Source organism: Halorientalis brevis, assembly GCF_042678165.1.
Taxonomy (GTDB): Archaea; Halobacteriota; Halobacteria; order Halobacteriales; family Haloarculaceae; genus Halorientalis; species Halorientalis brevis.
The window spans coordinates 249,626-264,221 of the sequence record NZ_JBHUDJ010000006.1; the positions used below are offsets into that span (position 1 = coordinate 249,626).

22 protein-coding genes are annotated in these 14,596 nt (G+C 65.3%); 12 read left to right on the plus strand and 10 right to left on the minus strand.

The window, feature by feature from the left end; all coding sequences use genetic code 11:
• The first annotated feature begins 29 nt into the window (after positions 1-29).
• Positions 30-1,061 carry a PrsW family intramembrane metalloprotease gene (locus ACFR9U_RS13100; RefSeq protein WP_247380421.1) on the plus strand — a complete coding sequence of 344 codons (1,032 nt, stop codon included), beginning with the start codon at positions 30-32 and terminating at the stop codon, positions 1,059-1,061.
• Here ACFR9U_RS13100 and ACFR9U_RS13105 read toward each other — a convergent pair whose 3' ends face one another.
• Both ACFR9U_RS13105 and ACFR9U_RS13110 read right to left on the minus strand, forming a co-directional pair.
• The gene (locus ACFR9U_RS13105; RefSeq protein WP_247380419.1) at positions 1,062-1,739 is read right to left on the minus strand and encodes a riboflavin synthase; all 678 of its coding nucleotides are present in this window, start codon (positions 1,737-1,739) and stop codon (positions 1,062-1,064) included.
• Positions 1,740-1,775: 36 nt separating this feature from the next.
• The gene (locus ACFR9U_RS13110; protein WP_247380417.1) at positions 1,776-2,174 is read right to left on the minus strand and encodes a hypothetical protein; all 399 of its coding nucleotides are present in this window, start codon (positions 2,172-2,174) and stop codon (positions 1,776-1,778) included.
• A gap of 92 nt (positions 2,175-2,266) precedes the next feature.
• On the opposite strand from ACFR9U_RS13110, the gene ACFR9U_RS13115 reads away from it, so the two are divergent.
• A complete protein-coding gene (locus ACFR9U_RS13115) occupies positions 2,267-2,512 on the plus strand; it encodes a DUF7533 family protein (protein WP_247380416.1) in 246 nt (81 codons plus the stop codon).
• Position 2,513: 1 nt separating this feature from the next.
• Here ACFR9U_RS13115 and ACFR9U_RS13120 read toward each other — a convergent pair whose 3' ends face one another.
• The 3 genes from ACFR9U_RS13120 to ACFR9U_RS13130 form a co-directional block, all read right to left on the minus strand.
• On the minus strand, positions 2,514-4,355 hold the full coding sequence (locus ACFR9U_RS13120) for a UvrD-helicase domain-containing protein (RefSeq protein WP_247380413.1): 1,842 nt from the start codon (positions 4,353-4,355) through the stop codon (positions 2,514-2,516).
• A gap of 108 nt (positions 4,356-4,463) precedes the next feature.
• Entirely contained in the window at positions 4,464-4,766 is a 303-nt protein-coding gene (locus ACFR9U_RS13125) for a DUF7521 family protein (protein ID WP_247380411.1), read from the minus strand.
• 44 nt (positions 4,767-4,810) lie between these two features.
• Positions 4,811-5,164, minus strand: a complete 354-nt coding sequence (locus ACFR9U_RS13130; RefSeq protein ID WP_247380409.1) for an ArsR/SmtB family transcription factor — start codon at positions 5,162-5,164, stop codon at positions 4,811-4,813.
• Positions 5,165-5,383: 219 nt separating this feature from the next.
• Between ACFR9U_RS13130 and ACFR9U_RS13135 the strand changes: the two genes are divergently transcribed.
• Complete coding sequence (locus ACFR9U_RS13135) at positions 5,384-5,878, plus strand: helix-turn-helix domain-containing protein (protein ID WP_247380406.1); 495 nt, start codon at positions 5,384-5,386, stop codon at positions 5,876-5,878.
• Positions 5,879-6,079: 201 nt separating this feature from the next.
• Here ACFR9U_RS13135 and ACFR9U_RS13140 read toward each other — a convergent pair whose 3' ends face one another.
• Positions 6,080-6,259 carry an HVO_0416 family zinc finger protein gene (locus ACFR9U_RS13140; protein ID WP_247380404.1) on the minus strand — a complete coding sequence of 60 codons (180 nt, stop codon included), beginning with the start codon at positions 6,257-6,259 and terminating at the stop codon, positions 6,080-6,082.
• Positions 6,260-6,363: 104 nt separating this feature from the next.
• Between ACFR9U_RS13140 and ACFR9U_RS13145 the strand changes: the two genes are divergently transcribed.
• Together ACFR9U_RS13145 and ACFR9U_RS13150 are read left to right on the plus strand one after the other, a co-directional pair.
• Positions 6,364-6,720: a rhodanese-like domain-containing protein gene (locus tag ACFR9U_RS13145; protein ID WP_247380402.1), complete on the plus strand. Its 357-nt coding sequence runs from the start codon at positions 6,364-6,366 to the stop codon at positions 6,718-6,720.
• A 43-nt stretch (positions 6,721-6,763) separates the two neighbouring features.
• Complete coding sequence (locus tag ACFR9U_RS13150; protein WP_247380400.1) at positions 6,764-7,042, plus strand: hypothetical protein; 279 nt, start codon at positions 6,764-6,766, stop codon at positions 7,040-7,042.
• A 9-nt stretch (positions 7,043-7,051) separates the two neighbouring features.
• Here the strand turns inward: ACFR9U_RS13150 and ACFR9U_RS13155 are convergent, their stop codons facing one another.
• Positions 7,052-7,378: a hypothetical protein gene (locus ACFR9U_RS13155; RefSeq protein WP_247380398.1), complete on the minus strand. Its 327-nt coding sequence runs from the start codon at positions 7,376-7,378 to the stop codon at positions 7,052-7,054.
• A gap of 112 nt (positions 7,379-7,490) precedes the next feature.
• On the opposite strand from ACFR9U_RS13155, the gene ACFR9U_RS13160 reads away from it, so the two are divergent.
• On the plus strand, positions 7,491-7,658 hold the full coding sequence (locus ACFR9U_RS13160; protein ID WP_247380396.1) for a hypothetical protein: 168 nt from the start codon (positions 7,491-7,493) through the stop codon (positions 7,656-7,658).
• 25 nt (positions 7,659-7,683) lie between these two features.
• On the opposite strand, the gene ACFR9U_RS13165 is transcribed toward ACFR9U_RS13160, so the two are convergent.
• The 3 genes from ACFR9U_RS13165 to ACFR9U_RS13175 all read right to left on the minus strand — a co-directional run bounded on the left by ACFR9U_RS13165 (position 7,684) and on the right by ACFR9U_RS13175 (position 8,939).
• On the minus strand, positions 7,684-7,977 hold the full coding sequence (locus tag ACFR9U_RS13165; RefSeq protein ID WP_247380394.1) for a hypothetical protein: 294 nt from the start codon (positions 7,975-7,977) through the stop codon (positions 7,684-7,686).
• A complete protein-coding gene (locus ACFR9U_RS13170) occupies positions 7,970-8,302 on the minus strand; it encodes a hypothetical protein (protein WP_247380392.1) in 333 nt (110 codons plus the stop codon). The genes ACFR9U_RS13165 and ACFR9U_RS13170 overlap by 8 nt, the downstream gene beginning before the upstream one ends.
• 265 nt (positions 8,303-8,567) lie before the next feature.
• The gene (locus ACFR9U_RS13175; RefSeq protein WP_247380391.1) at positions 8,568-8,939 is read right to left on the minus strand and encodes an SHOCT domain-containing protein; all 372 of its coding nucleotides are present in this window, start codon (positions 8,937-8,939) and stop codon (positions 8,568-8,570) included.
• 238 nt (positions 8,940-9,177) lie between these two features.
• On the opposite strand from ACFR9U_RS13175, the gene ACFR9U_RS13180 reads away from it, so the two are divergent.
• The 6 genes from ACFR9U_RS13180 (at position 9,178) to ACFR9U_RS13205 (ending at position 14,506) form a co-directional block, all read left to right on the plus strand.
• The gene (locus ACFR9U_RS13180) at positions 9,178-9,375 is read left to right on the plus strand and encodes a CopZ family metallochaperone (RefSeq protein WP_247380389.1); all 198 of its coding nucleotides are present in this window, start codon (positions 9,178-9,180) and stop codon (positions 9,373-9,375) included.
• A 139-nt stretch (positions 9,376-9,514) separates the two neighbouring features.
• Positions 9,515-10,510 carry a DUF7972 family membrane protein gene (locus tag ACFR9U_RS13185; RefSeq protein ID WP_247380387.1) on the plus strand — a complete coding sequence of 332 codons (996 nt, stop codon included), beginning with the start codon at positions 9,515-9,517 and terminating at the stop codon, positions 10,508-10,510.
• Positions 10,511-10,610: 100 nt separating this feature from the next.
• The gene (locus ACFR9U_RS13190) at positions 10,611-10,922 is read left to right on the plus strand and encodes a hypothetical protein (RefSeq protein WP_247380386.1); all 312 of its coding nucleotides are present in this window, start codon (positions 10,611-10,613) and stop codon (positions 10,920-10,922) included.
• A gap of 124 nt (positions 10,923-11,046) precedes the next feature.
• Positions 11,047-12,828, plus strand: a complete 1,782-nt coding sequence (locus ACFR9U_RS13195) for a DUF4396 domain-containing protein (protein ID WP_247380385.1) — start codon at positions 11,047-11,049, stop codon at positions 12,826-12,828.
• Entirely contained in the window at positions 12,825-14,045 is a 1,221-nt protein-coding gene (locus ACFR9U_RS13200) for a cell wall-binding repeat-containing protein (protein WP_247380383.1), read from the plus strand. Before ACFR9U_RS13195 ends, ACFR9U_RS13200 begins: the two co-directional genes overlap by 4 nt.
• A complete protein-coding gene (locus ACFR9U_RS13205) occupies positions 14,042-14,506 on the plus strand; it encodes a hypothetical protein (RefSeq protein WP_247380381.1) in 465 nt (154 codons plus the stop codon). The genes ACFR9U_RS13200 and ACFR9U_RS13205 overlap by 4 nt, the downstream gene beginning before the upstream one ends.
• The last annotated feature ends 90 nt before the right edge of the window (positions 14,507-14,596 follow it).

Here is a 14,596-nt window from a genome sequence, read left to right on the forward strand (position 1 = left end):
TTAGGTGTGCGCCGGGCTACCTGGGGGACATGGCAGAGAGACGCGACCCGGTCGAGGCGAGAGACGACGGGTCGATGGACCTCTACGAGATTTCGGGCTGGGAGGTCAGGTCGTCGTTCGATCGGTTTGCCGTCTGGTTCTACGGAATGGTGGTGTCCGCGGTCAGATGGGCGGTCATCTCCCTGGCGGTGCTCATCCTCGTCGGCCAGTTCGCGCTCGGTGGGCTCGGCCTGCTGACCGACCCGCGCGTCGGCGCCTTCGTCGTGTTGTCGGTCGTGCCGGCGTTCATCCTGGCGGCGTTCCTCTGGTACGCGGACGTGACGGCCGCCGAACCCCTGGAGGAACTGGTCGCGACCTTCCTGTTGGGCATCCTGTTTGCGGGTTTTGCCGGCGTGTTGAACTCCCAGCTCGGCGGGCTCGCCGCCGGCCTGGGGTCCGGCTTCGGGGCCGTCCCCGTGCTGGGCGTCATCGCCCTGTTTTTCCTGGTCGTCGGACCGGTCGAAGAGACCGTGAAGCTGCTGGCTGTCCGGTTGCACGCCTACCGGTCGGACTCGTTCGACGCGGTCATCGACGGCGCGGTGTACGGCGCCGTCGCCGGCCTCGGCTTCGCCACCATCGAGAACGCCCTCTACATCACCCAGTCCGTCGAGTCGCTGTCGCAGTCGATGAACCTCATCAACGCCGGCGCGGGCATCACGACGGTCCGCGCGCTGGCCGGCCCGGGCCACGTGATCTACTCCGGGTTCGCGGGGTACTACCTCGGACTCGCGAAGTTCAACCAGAAGTACGCCGGCCCGCTCGTCGTCAAGGGGATCACCATCGCCGCGCTCATCCACGCCGTCTACAACACGTCTGCGACGATTCTCGTGCCGGCCCTGACGCAGATCCTCACCGGCGTCTCGGAGTTCGCCGTCTTCCTCGGGTTCGTCATCGTCTACGACGGCCTCTTTGGCTACCTGCTCATCCGGAAGCTCTCGAAGTACAACAGCGCCTACCGCTCGGTGCAAAGCAGCGCCGAGAAAGGGAACACCATCTCCTCCGAGCAGACCGAGTTCGAGTAGCTACTCCTCGAAGCGCTCGGCGTACGGCGTCTGGGCTTCGCCCGCCTCGCTCCCGAGCATCGACTCGACGTACTTGGCGACGACGTCCACCTCGAGGTGGACCGGATCGCCGACGTCCTTCTGCGAGAGCGTCGTCAGTTCGTAGGTCGCGGGGATGATGGCGACGCCGAAATCCTCCGCCGCTCGCGGGCGTTGCCCGCTCGCGCTGTCCGAGGCGCTTCGCGCCTCGCTGGCAAGGTCCGCGATAGTGAGACTGATCCCGTCCACCGTCACCGACCCCTTCTCGACGAGGTAGCGTTCGAGGTCCTCCGGCACCGAGAACCGGAACTCCCAGTCATCTCCGAGTTCTTCGATCCCGGTCACCTCGGCGGTCCCGTCGACGTGGCCCTGGACGAAGTGACCGTCGAAGCGACCGTCGGCCGGCAGCGCCCGCTCGACGTTCACCAGGTCGCCCTCGGTCACGTCGCCGAGGTACGTCCGCTCGATGGTCTCCTGGGAGAGAAAGAGGTCGAACCAGTCCGAGCCGAACTCCTCGACGGTCAGGCAGACGCCGTTGATCGCGATGGACTGCCCGTGATGGAGGTCGTCCAGGTCGGCTTCGACCCGCACGCGGCGGCCGCCCTCGTCGTCGGCCGTGCTCAGCACCTCGCCCGTCTGCTCGACGATTCCGGTAAACATGGACGCCGCTAGGACGTGGGGGGCGAAAGGCGTTGTTCATTCACCGTTGGCGTTCTCGAACAGCGACGAGGACCGGTAGCCGACGACCATCTCGTGGACGAACAGACTGCCGAGGAGGATGGCGGTGACGCCGCCAGCGAGCCACCGACCGGGCTGGGCTGGCGCCATCGACGCAGACAGCCCGAATGCCACCAGCCCGGAGACGAACAGACTGACGCGAACGCGCGTCCGCGGCGAGACGTTGTCGGTCTCGTCACCAGTCGCTGCCAGATACAGCTGGGGCAGGAGGAACGGGATGATCGGGAAGAACAGGACGCTGACGAGCACCCCCAGGGGCGTCCGGAGGCCGACGTCGAGCACGAGCCCGGCGACGAGGAGGAGGAGTACCGAGAGGGCGAGGCCGGTGAGATACACGCGGGTTTCGCGGGAGACCATACGTCTTCGACGCAGTCCCCGGAGAAAAAGACAGTGCAGAGTCACGTGGGGTCGCATCGTTTTTTGCCATCGGCTGTGAAAGCCGGAACGAGATGGGGAAGGGTATCATCGGCACGATCACGATGTTCGGGACCGTCGCGGTCGCCGCGATGATCGGCATGATGGGCGTCGACTTCTTTCTGCAGGGCAAGCACCTCGTCGGCGGCGGCTTCGTCGCCTTCGCCGTCCTGATGGTACTCGTCGAGGAGTACGTCACGACGCCGGGGGACGTCGCTGGCGACGTTGCAGCGACGGTCGTCGGGAAAGTCGCGAAAGAACCGGACGACGACGAACAGTAACTTACTGGGCGGCTAGCGGCTCTTTGGCTTCCGCGAGGAGTTGGTCGATCGACTTCTCGCTGGGTTCGTTTTCCAGGAGGACGTCCACGGGAAGCGTCGGCGCGCCGTCGACCAGCCCTTCGAGCAGGACGAGCCGTTCGCGGGCACGGCTCATCCCGACGTAGAAGACGCGGCGTTCGTTGTCCGTCAGCGTCGGGACGGGGTCGGTGTGTTTGGTGAACTCCTCGACGCCGGGCACGTCGCGGCCCTGCTGTTCGACGGTCGCGGCCATCTGCTCGACGACCTTCTCCGTGAGGTCGGTGGCGACGAACACGTGGTCGGCCTCGCGACCCTTCGCGGAGTGGATCGTGCCGAGGCGAACGCGCGAACTGTCCATCCCCTCGTACTCACCCTGGAAGTACGCGCCGACGGTGCGCTCCTGGAAGTTCGTCACTTTCCGGAGCATGTCGGCGGCCGAGCGCGGGTCCGGCACGAAGGGGGCGTACTCGCGGACGAACTCCGGTTCGACCATGATCTCGGCGAGGTCGTCGAGCTCCGACTCCTCTTTGACCTCGTCGATGGCGTCGAAGAAGTCGTCGCGTTCGCCGGTCCCGAAGGCCGAGTCCGCGAGCATGTCGGCCAGGCGCCGAGCCTGCAGCGCGGTGACCTGTTCGTCCTCGTCCAGCGCCTCGACCGCGCGCACGTACTGGGTGAGCCGATCGGTCCACATCCGCTGGTCGGTCAGACACTGGAACGGGATGCCCTCGCCGATGAACTCGTCCATGAACTGGAACATCTGGTAGCGAGCGCGGAACAGCAGCATGACCGTTCCCTCGGGGTCCTCTTCGATGGTGGCGCGGACGTTGCGCACCAGATCGAGCATCGACGGGCCGCGGACGGCGTTGACCCGGCCGCCCTCCTTGCGGGGTTCGAGGTCTTTCTCCTGGCGCTTGTCGATGTGGCTGATCTCCTTGTTGACGACGTTGAGAATGCGCGACGGGAGACGGTAGGAGTTGGGCAGGATGTTGTCGTCGCTGACGTCCTCGTCCAGCAGGAGGTCCGGATCGGCGCCCTGCCAGGCGTAGACGACCTGGTCGTCGTCGCCCGCGATGAGGATCTTCTTCATGTGGGGTTTCCACTCCTCGTAGACGTCGTACTGCAGGGTCGTGATGTCCTGGAACTCGTCGATCACCAGGTACTCGACGTTCGGGAGCAGCGAGCGCTGCTTGACGCGTTCGAGCATGTCCGCGAACCCGACGAGGCCGTTCTCCCCCTTGTAGCTGCGCCAGGCCCGGATCGCCTCGGGCACGTCGATCCGGTCGTCGTCGGAGGGCCAGGTCGGGGTGTACTTGTTCCCGGTCTGGGCGTTCTCGTCGATCTCGGGCGGCAGGCGCACCTTCTCCTCGTTCCACTGGAAGGGAACGTCGTACCAGTCGGCGACGTCCCGGCGGGTGCGCTGGAGCCACTGGCTGGTCGCGATGACTTTGTTCCCGATGGTCGTCGAGCGGGCGCTTCGGCGGCGCGCCCCCTTGTTCTCGTCCTCGTACTCGACGCCGTACTCGTCACAGAACTCCTCCTTGTCCGACTCGCTGACCACGTCGCCACGCGAGAGGTTCAGCAGCTCGTACGCTTTCGCGTGCATCGTACAGACGTTCCCCCGAAGGGCTCGCGGCGTCGTATCGAGCCGTTCGGCGAGGCGTTCGCGGATCTCGGCGGCCGCTGCACGCGTGTACGAAACGACCAGAATGTCTCTGACGTCGGCTCCCTCGTCCTGTAATCCTTCCACCCGGTCGAGCAGCGCCGTCGTCTTCCCGCTGCCCGGACCACCGAATAGGCGAACCACTTCAGGCGTCGTGTCGGTCATTGGACCACTAATAGTCCTGCTCACCCATAAGCAACGTGGCTTCGAGGCGCAACCCGACGCGGGGTTTCTGCCACGCTCACGGCAACTTCCGCGGGCCGGCGCGTCCACTCACCTGTACAGCGAGAGATACAACATGGCGAACCCGACGATAAACGGGATCGTTTCGGTCATCTGGAGGAAGATCGTCGTCAACGACGAGTCCGCCGCACCGGCCCCGAGCTGGGTGATGACGTTGCTGACCGCCACGCCCATACTGATGAACGCGAAGCCGATGAACGCCGTCTGTAGCTTGTCGGACTGTTTCTTTCGGTACGCCTGGAAACTGATCAGCGTGATGCCGAGCGTCAACCCGAACGTAACGAGACGAAGGAGAATGAGCAGCCCCCGCGCAAGCGCCACCATGTCGACCATGGACGCTATTGATCACTCGTCCAATATAAAGCTACGTCGGACGTTTATTCCGGGTTGAGTTCGTCCCAGAGCTGACTGAACCGGTCCGGAAGGTTCTCCTCGCGGTAGATGCGCACCTTGTACTCGCCTTCTTCCTCCAGGGAGATGACGGTGCTGTCGAAGTTCGACTCGTAGATCTTGTAGTGGTTGCCGTCGTCGGCGACCAGAGTCCGGTCTTTCACGAGCTCGTGTTCTTCGAGGATCTCGATCCGGCGGTAGACGGTCGGAAGCGAGAGATCGCACTCCTCGGCCAGTTCTTTGGCCGAGCGCGGCTCGATGCTGATAGCCGCGAGAATCTCGCGAGCGTGTTCGTCCCCGATCGTATCGAGGACCTGCTCGATACTGCGTTCCTCGGACACTACTAACACGTCAGCGCACCACCGTAAAAAGATATTGCGCACGGTATCACTCCTGAGAAATTGATCGCAATCCGGTGAGTGGACCGGCGTCGACTGGGGGTTCTTTCAGCTCGTGAAAATACCTTTATATACCCATTTTCATTCGCGGAAATCGCGGGGGAGGCATTATGTATGGGTACCAGAGAAGAGTGAGTGTGGATCGAGTCCAAGTGATGTACCATGTCCGGAGATAATGTGAGCACGAGTCCGCTGGTGAACACGCTGATAGAAGAGCTATCGGCCGGCGAAGACGCTGGAATCGACGCACCCTCACCGGATGCTCCGAAGGCCGGTAGCGAGAGCAATCCCGAGCAGGTGTTGTCTTCGGTCATGGAGACGCTTGCAGTCGAGGAGTCGTTCACGTTCGACGACGAGATCGTCAAGCAGAACCTCGACGAGATCCTCATCGCGCTGATCGCGCTGCGAGACGGGACCCACGGAAAAGCACTCATCGACGACCTGTCGCGGCTGTTCGACGCACAGCTGAGTCCAGGCACCGTCTACCCGCGCCTCCACGACATCGAGAACGACGACGTCCTCTCGATGCACGAACTGGTGCGGACCAAAGAGTACTCCGTGGACGACGACGACGCTGCCAGAGAACAGATCGAGCGCGCCATGTACCACCACCTCGCGCTCGGCCTGTTCCTCCACGACTCACTCGACGAGTTGTAACCCCACAGAACCCTACCGAAGCTCTCTCGCGACTGGTATCTCCCCTTCTCTCCCCCAGAGTGTTTCCCTGTCATTTTCCACCCCCACTGATTTCTCACGCGCCGGTTCTCAGCTAGCCAGCGAGCGACTGCAATACCCTCCCTGAGAAGTATCTCAACAGCGAGCGACGACTCCGAAAAAATGCGCGACTGACGGCCGTAGCTACGCTTCTGGTGCCCACCCGCACACCGAGCACTCTGTCGCCCCGTTGTCGTGAAGACCGCCGCACTCCGGACACTGCTTTTTGTTATAGCTTTCGTCCCAACCGACAACCTCAGTTTCGTGCCCGCGGTCGGACAGGAACTCGTCGAAAAGTTCGTCGTTGCTCGGTGCTGACGCCATACATGCTATGGTATAGCACACCACCTTATAGCTTTGTTGGTACGACACACACCTGCCGGCAACCCCGGACCGTCAGGCACTCACCAGTCGTCCGAGCGGCGGTGATGGATTTACAGCCGGCGAGTGCCAACGGGAGACCGATGGTCGAATCGCTGTCGGCTTCGCAGTTACAGGAGAAGCTCAGCCGTGACGAGGACGTACAGGTCGTCGATACGAGAGTGCCGGCCGCCTTCGCCAAGGGACACGTCCCCGGTGCGGAGAACGTCCCGTATCCGGAGCTCGCGGCCCGAATCGCGGACGTCGACTGGGGCGAGGAGATCGTCTTCGTCTGCGAACGCGGCGAAAGCTCGCTGCAGGCCGCTCGCATCCTCGAGTCGTACGAGGGCATCGACGAGGACACCCTGGTCGCCAACCTGACGGACGGGTACGAAGGATGGGACGGCGACCTCGAAACGGAGTGAGGCCACCCGACGGAGTTTGTACGACGCGCGCGTAGGCCACGGTATGAGTTCGCTCGACGACCTCCCCGAGACGGTGCCAGCCCTCACGTGTACGCGCTGTGACGAACCGATCGAGCGCGGATACGTTACCGCGACGCGCGCCGGCGAGACCTATCAAGTCACGGCGGAGACGGCAGTGTGTGACACCTGTGGCTGGGCCGACGTGGGTGCGACGGGGTGTGCGCCGACGCTCTCGGACTTCCAGACCGGTGACCTGCTGGTCCGCGTCGAACGCGGAGACGGCGTTCTCGTTCCGGCGTCGATCACTGACGAGCAGTCGTGAGTACGGTCCTCAGACGTCTGGTGTGTCGTCGGACACCGACGTCTCGTCGGCGCCCGCGAACGCCTGTAGCTGGAGTTCCAGATCGTCGAGCACGGCTTCGGAGATGCGGAGTTCGACCTCCATCGTCTCGCCGCGGTGCTCGCGAGCACGGTTCGTGAACTCGCGTGCGCGCTCGGGCGGCATCGAGAGCGGGAGCCGGACGTTCCCTCGCATCGCTGCCAGATGTGCCGTCAGCAGGCCGGTCATCGCATCGAGCGACACGTCAGCGCGCTCGGCGTCCGTTAGCAGTTCCACGAAGGCCGCTCGGAAGTCGTCGACGTCTTCGATCTCAGTCATCGACGGGTCACTACAGGCAACGGGCGGAAAACCGTACTCCTGTGCGGGCGGTGCGTGCTACCGCTGCGCAGGCTTATATGCACGTAGTACGAAGTTCGAGGGGTGACATTCGATGGGCTTGTTCGAGTCCCTCAGGGAGGCAGTCACGCCAGAACACGAGCAGGCGGCCCGCTATCGGTGCCAGCACTGCCGGCGGCAGTTCGCGTACAGGGCCGATCTCTCCGACCCGACCTGTCCGTACTGTGACGCCGGTGCGCTCGAAGAGATCGACAGACCGTGAAAACCAGAAGGCGGGTTCGTCCGGGTTAGCTCTCCTCGGCGACGTAGCCGCCGGACAGCAGGAACGCGAGGACGGCGATGCTGCCGACGATGACGCGGCCACCAGGGAGCGGATTACTGATGATCTGCAGGAGGAACCCGATCACCAGCGCGCCGAACCCGGCGACGCCGAGGGCGGTCGCCGGATGACTCGACGGCAGCCCCGAGAGCGGCGCGGGCAGGAACTCCGGCATGCCCGAACCGCGCACGTCCGCAGCGACCTCCACCAGCGAAGCGGCGATCAACAGGACGATGCCGGCAGTCATCAGGACTTTAACCATGGTATCCACTCCCGTCGGGCTCCTCGCTGTCGCCGACGATGAAACCGCCGGAGAACAGGAACGCGATGGCCGCGATCACGCCCACGAACATGCGGCCACCCGGGAGCTGGTCGAGCGCCATCAGGACGCCGACGGCGAGTCCGGCCACGCCGGCGACTGCCAGTGCCGTCGCCGGGTGACACGAGGGCAGTCCAGCCAGCGGCGCGGGGAGAAACTCCGGCATGCCCGAACCGCGCACGTCGGCGTACACCTCGACGATCGACGCGACGATGAGCAGCAGGATCGAGAGATCCATGATCACCCGGACCACGAAGCTCTTAACCATGGATGCTCCCCCCCGTTCCTGCGTGCTGTTGCGTGCGAACTCCGACCCCACTCGGCTGCGATCGTGTTACTACTCTCTCCATGGATGATACCCCCATCCTTGATACAATGTGAACGTGTATCGTATTTATGACTGTTGGAATATAACACATATTCTAATAGTAACAATTCTCTGCCGCGTGTGACCGCTGATTCGACCGTCCAGCGAAAGCCGACACCCACGTGGCGTGCTGTCACCGTGCCAGAGACGGGCCGACGAGCACGCCTCAGGAGTCGCGTTCCAGTGCCTCGCGTCGTTGCTCGTATTCCTCGTCGCTCAGGTCGCCACGGGCGTACGCGACGCGCAGTTCCTCCATGGCGCGGTCGGTGGACTCGCTGTTCCCGCTGAGCGTTCGATAGAGCAGGTACGCACCGCCAATCAGCGCGGCGAGGAACGCCAGCCGCATCCCGAGCCAGGCGAGCACCAGCCAGCCGGGAACTGCGCCGCCGTCACCCCACATGCCGTGGCCCCAGCCACCCATCATCGGGCCGCCGCCCATCATCCCGAACCCCATGAAGAGCAGCGGGAGGGCGATGAGGGCACCGAGGACGACGAGCACGATCGTAACGAGTCGCCCGTCAGTTGTCTCAGTAGCCATGATACTCACACCGAGTGTCTGAAACGGTACTGAGAGATACGCGTTCGTACTTCAATGCAGTTCCCCCTCACAGACCGGTGTGCAACGCCGCGCTTACTTTGGATTCGAAACCGTCGATCGAGCAGGGCGCCAGTCAGGTACACCGTCCGGCGTTCAGCGCGCGAGCAGTCGCTGTGTCCCACGTTTTCGGTTCGAAGGCGAAACGTGCAAAATTCTGGCACCGATAGGATCGAAGTGGATGACCACCACACTTACTGTCGAAGGCATGAGTTGCGAACACTGCGAACAAACCGTCACAGAGGCGCTCGAAGCCGTCGACGGCGTCGCGGCGGTCACCGTCGATCACGAAACGGACTCGGCGACAGTCGAGGGAGACGCCGACGTCGAAACGCTGCTGGCGGCCGTCGAGGACGCCGGGTACGACGCCGCGGCCTGAGAGAGCCGTCGTCTCCCGGAGGACTGCAGGAACAGTCGACTTCCAGCAAGCGGGGACACCCGTCGGGAGTCGGAGACCGACGTCTCGCTGCTGGCGCGACCCAGTGGTTTTCCGCGCCCACGGCGTACGTGGGCCGTCGATGTGTCCCCACCAGGCTGACGCTCGCGACGGCCCCAGCGAATCGAGCGGCGTCACGAACTGGCTCCTTCTGGCTGGGAACAGACTCGTCATCGCGGGCGGGCTCGTTCTCCTCGTGTTTCTCTGTCTCGTCGGCGTCGGCGTCACGTTCGGGACCGCCGTCTTCCGCGCGCACAGCCCCGTGTACTTCCTGTTCAGTTCGCTGCTCACCGGCAATCTCACTGTCCTGACGGTCGTGGTCTCGATCAACCAGCTCGTGCTCTCACGGGAGCTCGGCGAGCCGGGTGAGCTCCGAACTCGCATCGAGGAGACGCTGGACTATCGGAGCACCGTGGAGTCGGTGGCGGGAACGCCGGTGAGTCCGTCGTCGCCCGGGAAGTTCCTGCGATTTCTCCACGAGACGATCGCAGAGCAGGGGGAGAAACTCGACGAGCGAGCGACGGCAGCGACCGACAGCGACCTGCAGGACCGGCTGGAGTCGCTGTCGCGGTCGCTCGTCCGAGACGCCCGACGGGTCAACCGAACGCTCGACGACCAGCAGGGTCGAATCTTCGCAGTGGTCGCCGCGACGCTGACGACGAATCACGCCGACCAGATACACGACATCACCGAGATCCAGCGGACGCACGCGGACGCCTTGTCCGAGACCACGCGAACCCAACTGGAGCGGATCGAGCGAACGCTCCTCCAGATCGACGTGGGTCGAAAGTACTTCAAGACCGTCTACGTCCAGAAGGAACTCGCCTATCTCTCACGCATCCTGCTGTACGTCGGCGTGCCCGCCATCGTCGGCAGCGGCTTCGTCCTGTTGCTCTACAACGCCGCGACGACCGCGAACGTCCCGAGTTCGGTACTGGCTCCAGCCGTCGCGGGAGCGTTCGCCCTCGGCGTGACACCGCTGGCGCTCCTCGTCGCGTTCGTCCTCCGACTCGCGTGGGTCGCCCAGCAGACGGCGACGATCGTGCCCTTCACCTCGACGACGGAGTACCGGCCGTAACGCAGGGGACGAGGCTGCGAGCGACGGTCGTGACGATACCCGACGTGTCAGGGAAGCGCGAGCGAAGAACCAACCGACGCGAGCGCGAACGACAGAGACGATGGCCGACACCGAACTCACCGTCGAAGGGTACCTCATGGACGTGGGCTGTATCCGGAAGAACCCGCGGGACGAGCTGGTGGCGAGGGCGCGTGACCACACCCGCGACTGTGCGCTCATGGGCCACTGCGTCGAGAGCGGCTACGGAATCGTCACCGAAGACGACCGGGTAACGGTCCTCGATCCGGACGCCACGCCGCAGGTCGTGACCACCGTGGAGGCGACGGACACCGAGCGCGGGATTCGCCTGCGAGTGACCCGCGAGGAGCGGGACGGACAGATGGAGACGACAGCCGTCGAGGAACTGACGTAACCAGAGCGCACAGCCGGGCGACCACCCACACCGGAAATCCGAGGAGCCAGAACAGCGTCGAAGGGCCTGCACGCGCAGGCAACACCCACTTTCGCGGTTCAGTGTAACGCTTGCAGGACTGCACATGAACACGTGGAGAGTGCTCGCCGTGGGCGTCGCGGCGCTCGTGGCGATCCTCGTCGCAATCCAGCCGCTCTACGTCGTCGCGCTCACGCTCTTCGACTACGGCCAGACGCCCGAGGAACCGTACGTCACGATGCAGACGAAAGACGCGAGCCGGTTCCCCGCGAGCGACCCGGGTCAGTTGAGTGCGTACACTGCACAAGCGGCCAGGCCGTCGGGCTCGAACCTCTCGTACGAGACCGTGGTCCGCGTCCCCGAGAACGACTGGCGGACGGCGCTCGCGGCGTCGCGACTCCGGGCTTCGTCGGACGCAATCATCCTCGCCGGGAACGCGAGTCGCCCGGGCGGGAGCCAGGGAGCCGCGGGGAACGTCTCGACCGTCCGACTGTCAGGTGGGACCCCCGCTGAGTCGGCCGCTGCCATCGCGACGCGCGGGACCGACGACGAGAACGGTCCGACCAACGTGGTCATCGTCGGGAGCGACGACCCGCAGTGGGCGATGCCCGCCGCGGCCTGGAGCGCCTACAGCGGCGATCCGATCCTCTACGCCAGCGAGGACGGGGTTCCGGCAGCGACCCAGCGGGCCATCGAGCAGACCAATGCCTCGCACGCGTACGTCCTCGCGCCGCCGGGGCAGGTCAGCCGGGACGCGCTGTCCGAACTCGACGTCGAGTGGACGCGCGTCGCCGGGTCGACGCCGCAGGACCACGCCGTCGAGGTCGCGAAGTTCCGCGACGAGTCGCGTGACTTCGGCTGGGGCATCGACCAGCGTGACAAGGTCGGCTACTACAACTTCGTGGTCGTGAACCCGGACCGGCCGGGCCACGCCGCGGCCGCCAGCAACCTCCAGTGGGGGAAGGCGGGGCCGCTGTTGCTCGCCCACGAAGATGGGACGCTGCCGGCGATCACCGAGAACTACCTCTGGCGCTCCCAGCCGTCGTGGTTCTCGACCCCCGCCGAAGGGCCGTACAACCACCTCTTCTTCATGGGGACGCTCGACCAGGTCTCCTGGGTGTCCCAGGCACGGAGCGACTACGCCGTCGAGATCACCCCGTACCGACTCCAGGGAGCCGGCATGAGCCCGCTCGACGCCCTCTCTTCGATCTGGGCGGCGTTCGGCATCCTCGGCGCGACGTTCGTGTTCGCCCACTCTCGTCGCCGCATCCCGGAGATGGGGACGTGGACGCGGCTGGTCTGGCCGCTGTTCACGCTCGTGCTCGGTCCGTTCGGGTTGGCGTTCTACTGGTTCGCCTACCGAGGCAGAGAGGTCGTCGAGCGCGACGGGAAACATCGCGTCGTCCGCCCGTACTGGTTGCGGGCGGCGACGGCGACGGCGATGGGCGTCGGGTTCGCCGCGAGCACGATGATCGCGACGGCGTTCCTCCTCACGTTCTTCGGGATGCCGCTCGTGGTGTTCGAGGGACCGCTGTTCGCGCTGGGGAGTTCGATGGTCCTGCTGATGGCCATCGTCTACGTCGTCGCCTTTCTCGTCTCCTGGGTCGTCTTCCACGTCCCCATGTTCGAGGACGCGCTCGGTCTTGACCAGGAGTCTGCCGTCCGGCGGGGCCTGCTTGCCGTCGCGGTGAGCATGACCAGCGTCTCCGTCGGAATGATGGGGTCGATGTGGCTGTTGATGATGCTCAACCTGCCGATGATGCCCGGCGACGACAACATCCTCTGGTACGGCGTGATGGTGTTCTCGACGCTGATCGGCTTCCTGATCGCCTGGCCCGTGAACGGCCTGCTCGTCCGCCGGAACGTCAAACCGGGTGGTGCGCTATGAGCGACGGCAGCCGCAGGAAATTCCTCCGCGATCTGGCCGCGCTCCCGGCGGCCGCGACCCTCGGCGGCGTCGCGCTGGCCCAGTCACAGGACGACCAGCAGACCGGCCCCGAAACCGCGAAGTTCACCGACTGGACCGCCACCACGATGACGACCAGGCTCGCCGGGGCGAACGACTACGAGACCGCGGCCGCGTTCAGCCAGAACGTCTACACCGCCATCAACGAGCACACCAGACCCGGGGCGATCATCCTCGTCAACGACAGCGTCCTCGAAGCCTCGCTCCCCGGCGTCGGTCTCATCCACCACCCCATCGACGGCGCCGTCCTGCTCACCCGGCAGGACTCGCTCCCGGAGGCGACTCGCACCGAGATCGAGCGCGCCCATCCGGAAGGCGTCGGCATGGACAGCAACGTCCAGGTGTATCTCGTCGGGGGCGAGCGCTACATCAGCGACGGCGTCCGCCGCGAGGTCGAGTCCATGGGGATGGAGGTGCGCCGCATCCCGGGGACAACCCCCGTGCGCGTCGCGGCGAACGTCGACCAGTACGTGAGCTCGATGCACGGCAACCACGAGGACGAGGTCCTCGTCGCCAGCGTCGACGCCGCCCGGCGCGCCGTCCCGGTCCAGTCCTGGAACGCCCACGGTGGCGACGGGTTCCTCTACGTGCGCTCGGACTCGATCCCCGAGGAGACGGCCCGACAGCTCGACGCACGGTACGACTACGCCTACATGTACCTCCTCGGCGACGAGGACGCAATCAGCCCCGAGGTTGCAAGCGACCTCGCGCAGTTCGGCCACGTCCAGCGCGTCCCCGGTGCGACGGACCCCTACGCCCTCAGCGCCGCGTGGGCTGGCTACAAGGACATCGGTCGGAACCAGGGCTGGTGGTTCGGCGAGTGGTCCCGATCGATCGGGTGGGGCATCGCCGAAGCCGGCCACAACTTCATCTTCGCGAACCCCGAGCACTGGCAGACCGCCCTCCCCGCCAGCGTCGAGAGCCACCGCGGCAAGCACGGCCCGATGCTCGCGGTCAGACAGGACACCCTCCCGACACCCACCGAAAATTACATGCAGAAGTTCATCCGCCCCGACGAAGGTGCACCGTACGACAGCAAGTACAACCACGGCTGGATCGTCGGCCCACCCGATCAGGTCAGCCGCGGCGTGCAGGCGCGCGTCCACACGCTCCTGCAGGAATCGGGTGAGGGAACGTGAAGCGCGTCGTCGCCGAGTACGAGGACGCGGACGACGCGAGCGCAGCCGAGGCCGACCTCCGGGACGCCGACCTCGAACCCGTGCGGCCCGACGTCGACAACCGGTTTTTCGACCCGGCGGCCCGCCCACCGGAGGCACGTGGGCTCGTCTGGGGCGGCCTCGTCGGCGGAGTCCTCGGCACGGTACTCCTGGGAGCGATGGCCCTCGACTTCCTGTGGCTTCCCCGCCTGAGTCCGATCATGACTGCCAGCCGCCTGACGTTGCTCGTATTCGGCTTCGGCCTCGGCGCCGCCGCCGGCGGCTTCGTCGGCGGCGTCTGGGGAACCTACCAGGACATCCCCGACCCGACCGGCCCGCGCGTGGCCGTCGACGCACCCGACGACCGCGCGAGCGACGCGAAAGAACGCCTCCGAGCGCACGATCCGTCCGCACTCGACGAGGCAGTGACCACGCACAGGTAGTAACTCGACCCGTAGCCCGACAGCGAGGGACCCGAACGACGCCCACGTCGGTCAAATCTTCGAACCGTCGCTGTCGCTCACGAATTAGTC

Coding starts and splice junctions, on each gene's coding strand:
- ACFR9U_RS13100 (WP_247380421.1), top strand. CDS start 30: ATGGCAGAGAGACGCGACCCGGTCGAGGCGAGAGACGACGGGTCGATG.
- ACFR9U_RS13105 (WP_247380419.1), bottom strand. CDS start 1,739: ATGTTTACCGGAATCGTCGAGCAGACGGGCGAGGTGCTGAGCACGGCC.
- ACFR9U_RS13110 (WP_247380417.1), bottom strand. CDS start 2,174: ATGGTCTCCCGCGAAACCCGCGTGTATCTCACCGGCCTCGCCCTCTCG.
- ACFR9U_RS13115 (WP_247380416.1), top strand. CDS start 2,267: ATGGGGAAGGGTATCATCGGCACGATCACGATGTTCGGGACCGTCGCG.
- ACFR9U_RS13120 (WP_247380413.1), bottom strand. CDS start 4,355: ATGACCGACACGACGCCTGAAGTGGTTCGCCTATTCGGTGGTCCGGGC.
- ACFR9U_RS13125 (WP_247380411.1), bottom strand. CDS start 4,766: ATGGTCGACATGGTGGCGCTTGCGCGGGGGCTGCTCATTCTCCTTCGT.
- ACFR9U_RS13135 (WP_247380406.1), top strand. CDS start 5,384: ATGTCCGGAGATAATGTGAGCACGAGTCCGCTGGTGAACACGCTGATA.
- ACFR9U_RS13140 (WP_247380404.1), bottom strand. CDS start 6,259: ATGGCGTCAGCACCGAGCAACGACGAACTTTTCGACGAGTTCCTGTCC.
- ACFR9U_RS13145 (WP_247380402.1), top strand. CDS start 6,364: ATGGATTTACAGCCGGCGAGTGCCAACGGGAGACCGATGGTCGAATCG.
- ACFR9U_RS13150 (WP_247380400.1), top strand. CDS start 6,764: ATGAGTTCGCTCGACGACCTCCCCGAGACGGTGCCAGCCCTCACGTGT.
- ACFR9U_RS13155 (WP_247380398.1), bottom strand. CDS start 7,378: ATGACTGAGATCGAAGACGTCGACGACTTCCGAGCGGCCTTCGTGGAA.
- ACFR9U_RS13160 (WP_247380396.1), top strand. CDS start 7,491: ATGGGCTTGTTCGAGTCCCTCAGGGAGGCAGTCACGCCAGAACACGAG.
- ACFR9U_RS13165 (WP_247380394.1), bottom strand. CDS start 7,977: ATGGTTAAAGTCCTGATGACTGCCGGCATCGTCCTGTTGATCGCCGCT.
- ACFR9U_RS13170 (WP_247380392.1), bottom strand. CDS start 8,302: ATGGTTAAGAGCTTCGTGGTCCGGGTGATCATGGATCTCTCGATCCTG.
- ACFR9U_RS13175 (WP_247380391.1), bottom strand. CDS start 8,939: ATGGCTACTGAGACAACTGACGGGCGACTCGTTACGATCGTGCTCGTC.
- ACFR9U_RS13180 (WP_247380389.1), top strand. CDS start 9,178: ATGACCACCACACTTACTGTCGAAGGCATGAGTTGCGAACACTGCGAA.
- ACFR9U_RS13185 (WP_247380387.1), top strand. CDS start 9,515: ATGTGTCCCCACCAGGCTGACGCTCGCGACGGCCCCAGCGAATCGAGC.
- ACFR9U_RS13190 (WP_247380386.1), top strand. CDS start 10,611: ATGGCCGACACCGAACTCACCGTCGAAGGGTACCTCATGGACGTGGGC.
- ACFR9U_RS13195 (WP_247380385.1), top strand. CDS start 11,047: ATGAACACGTGGAGAGTGCTCGCCGTGGGCGTCGCGGCGCTCGTGGCG.
- ACFR9U_RS13200 (WP_247380383.1), top strand. CDS start 12,825: ATGAGCGACGGCAGCCGCAGGAAATTCCTCCGCGATCTGGCCGCGCTC.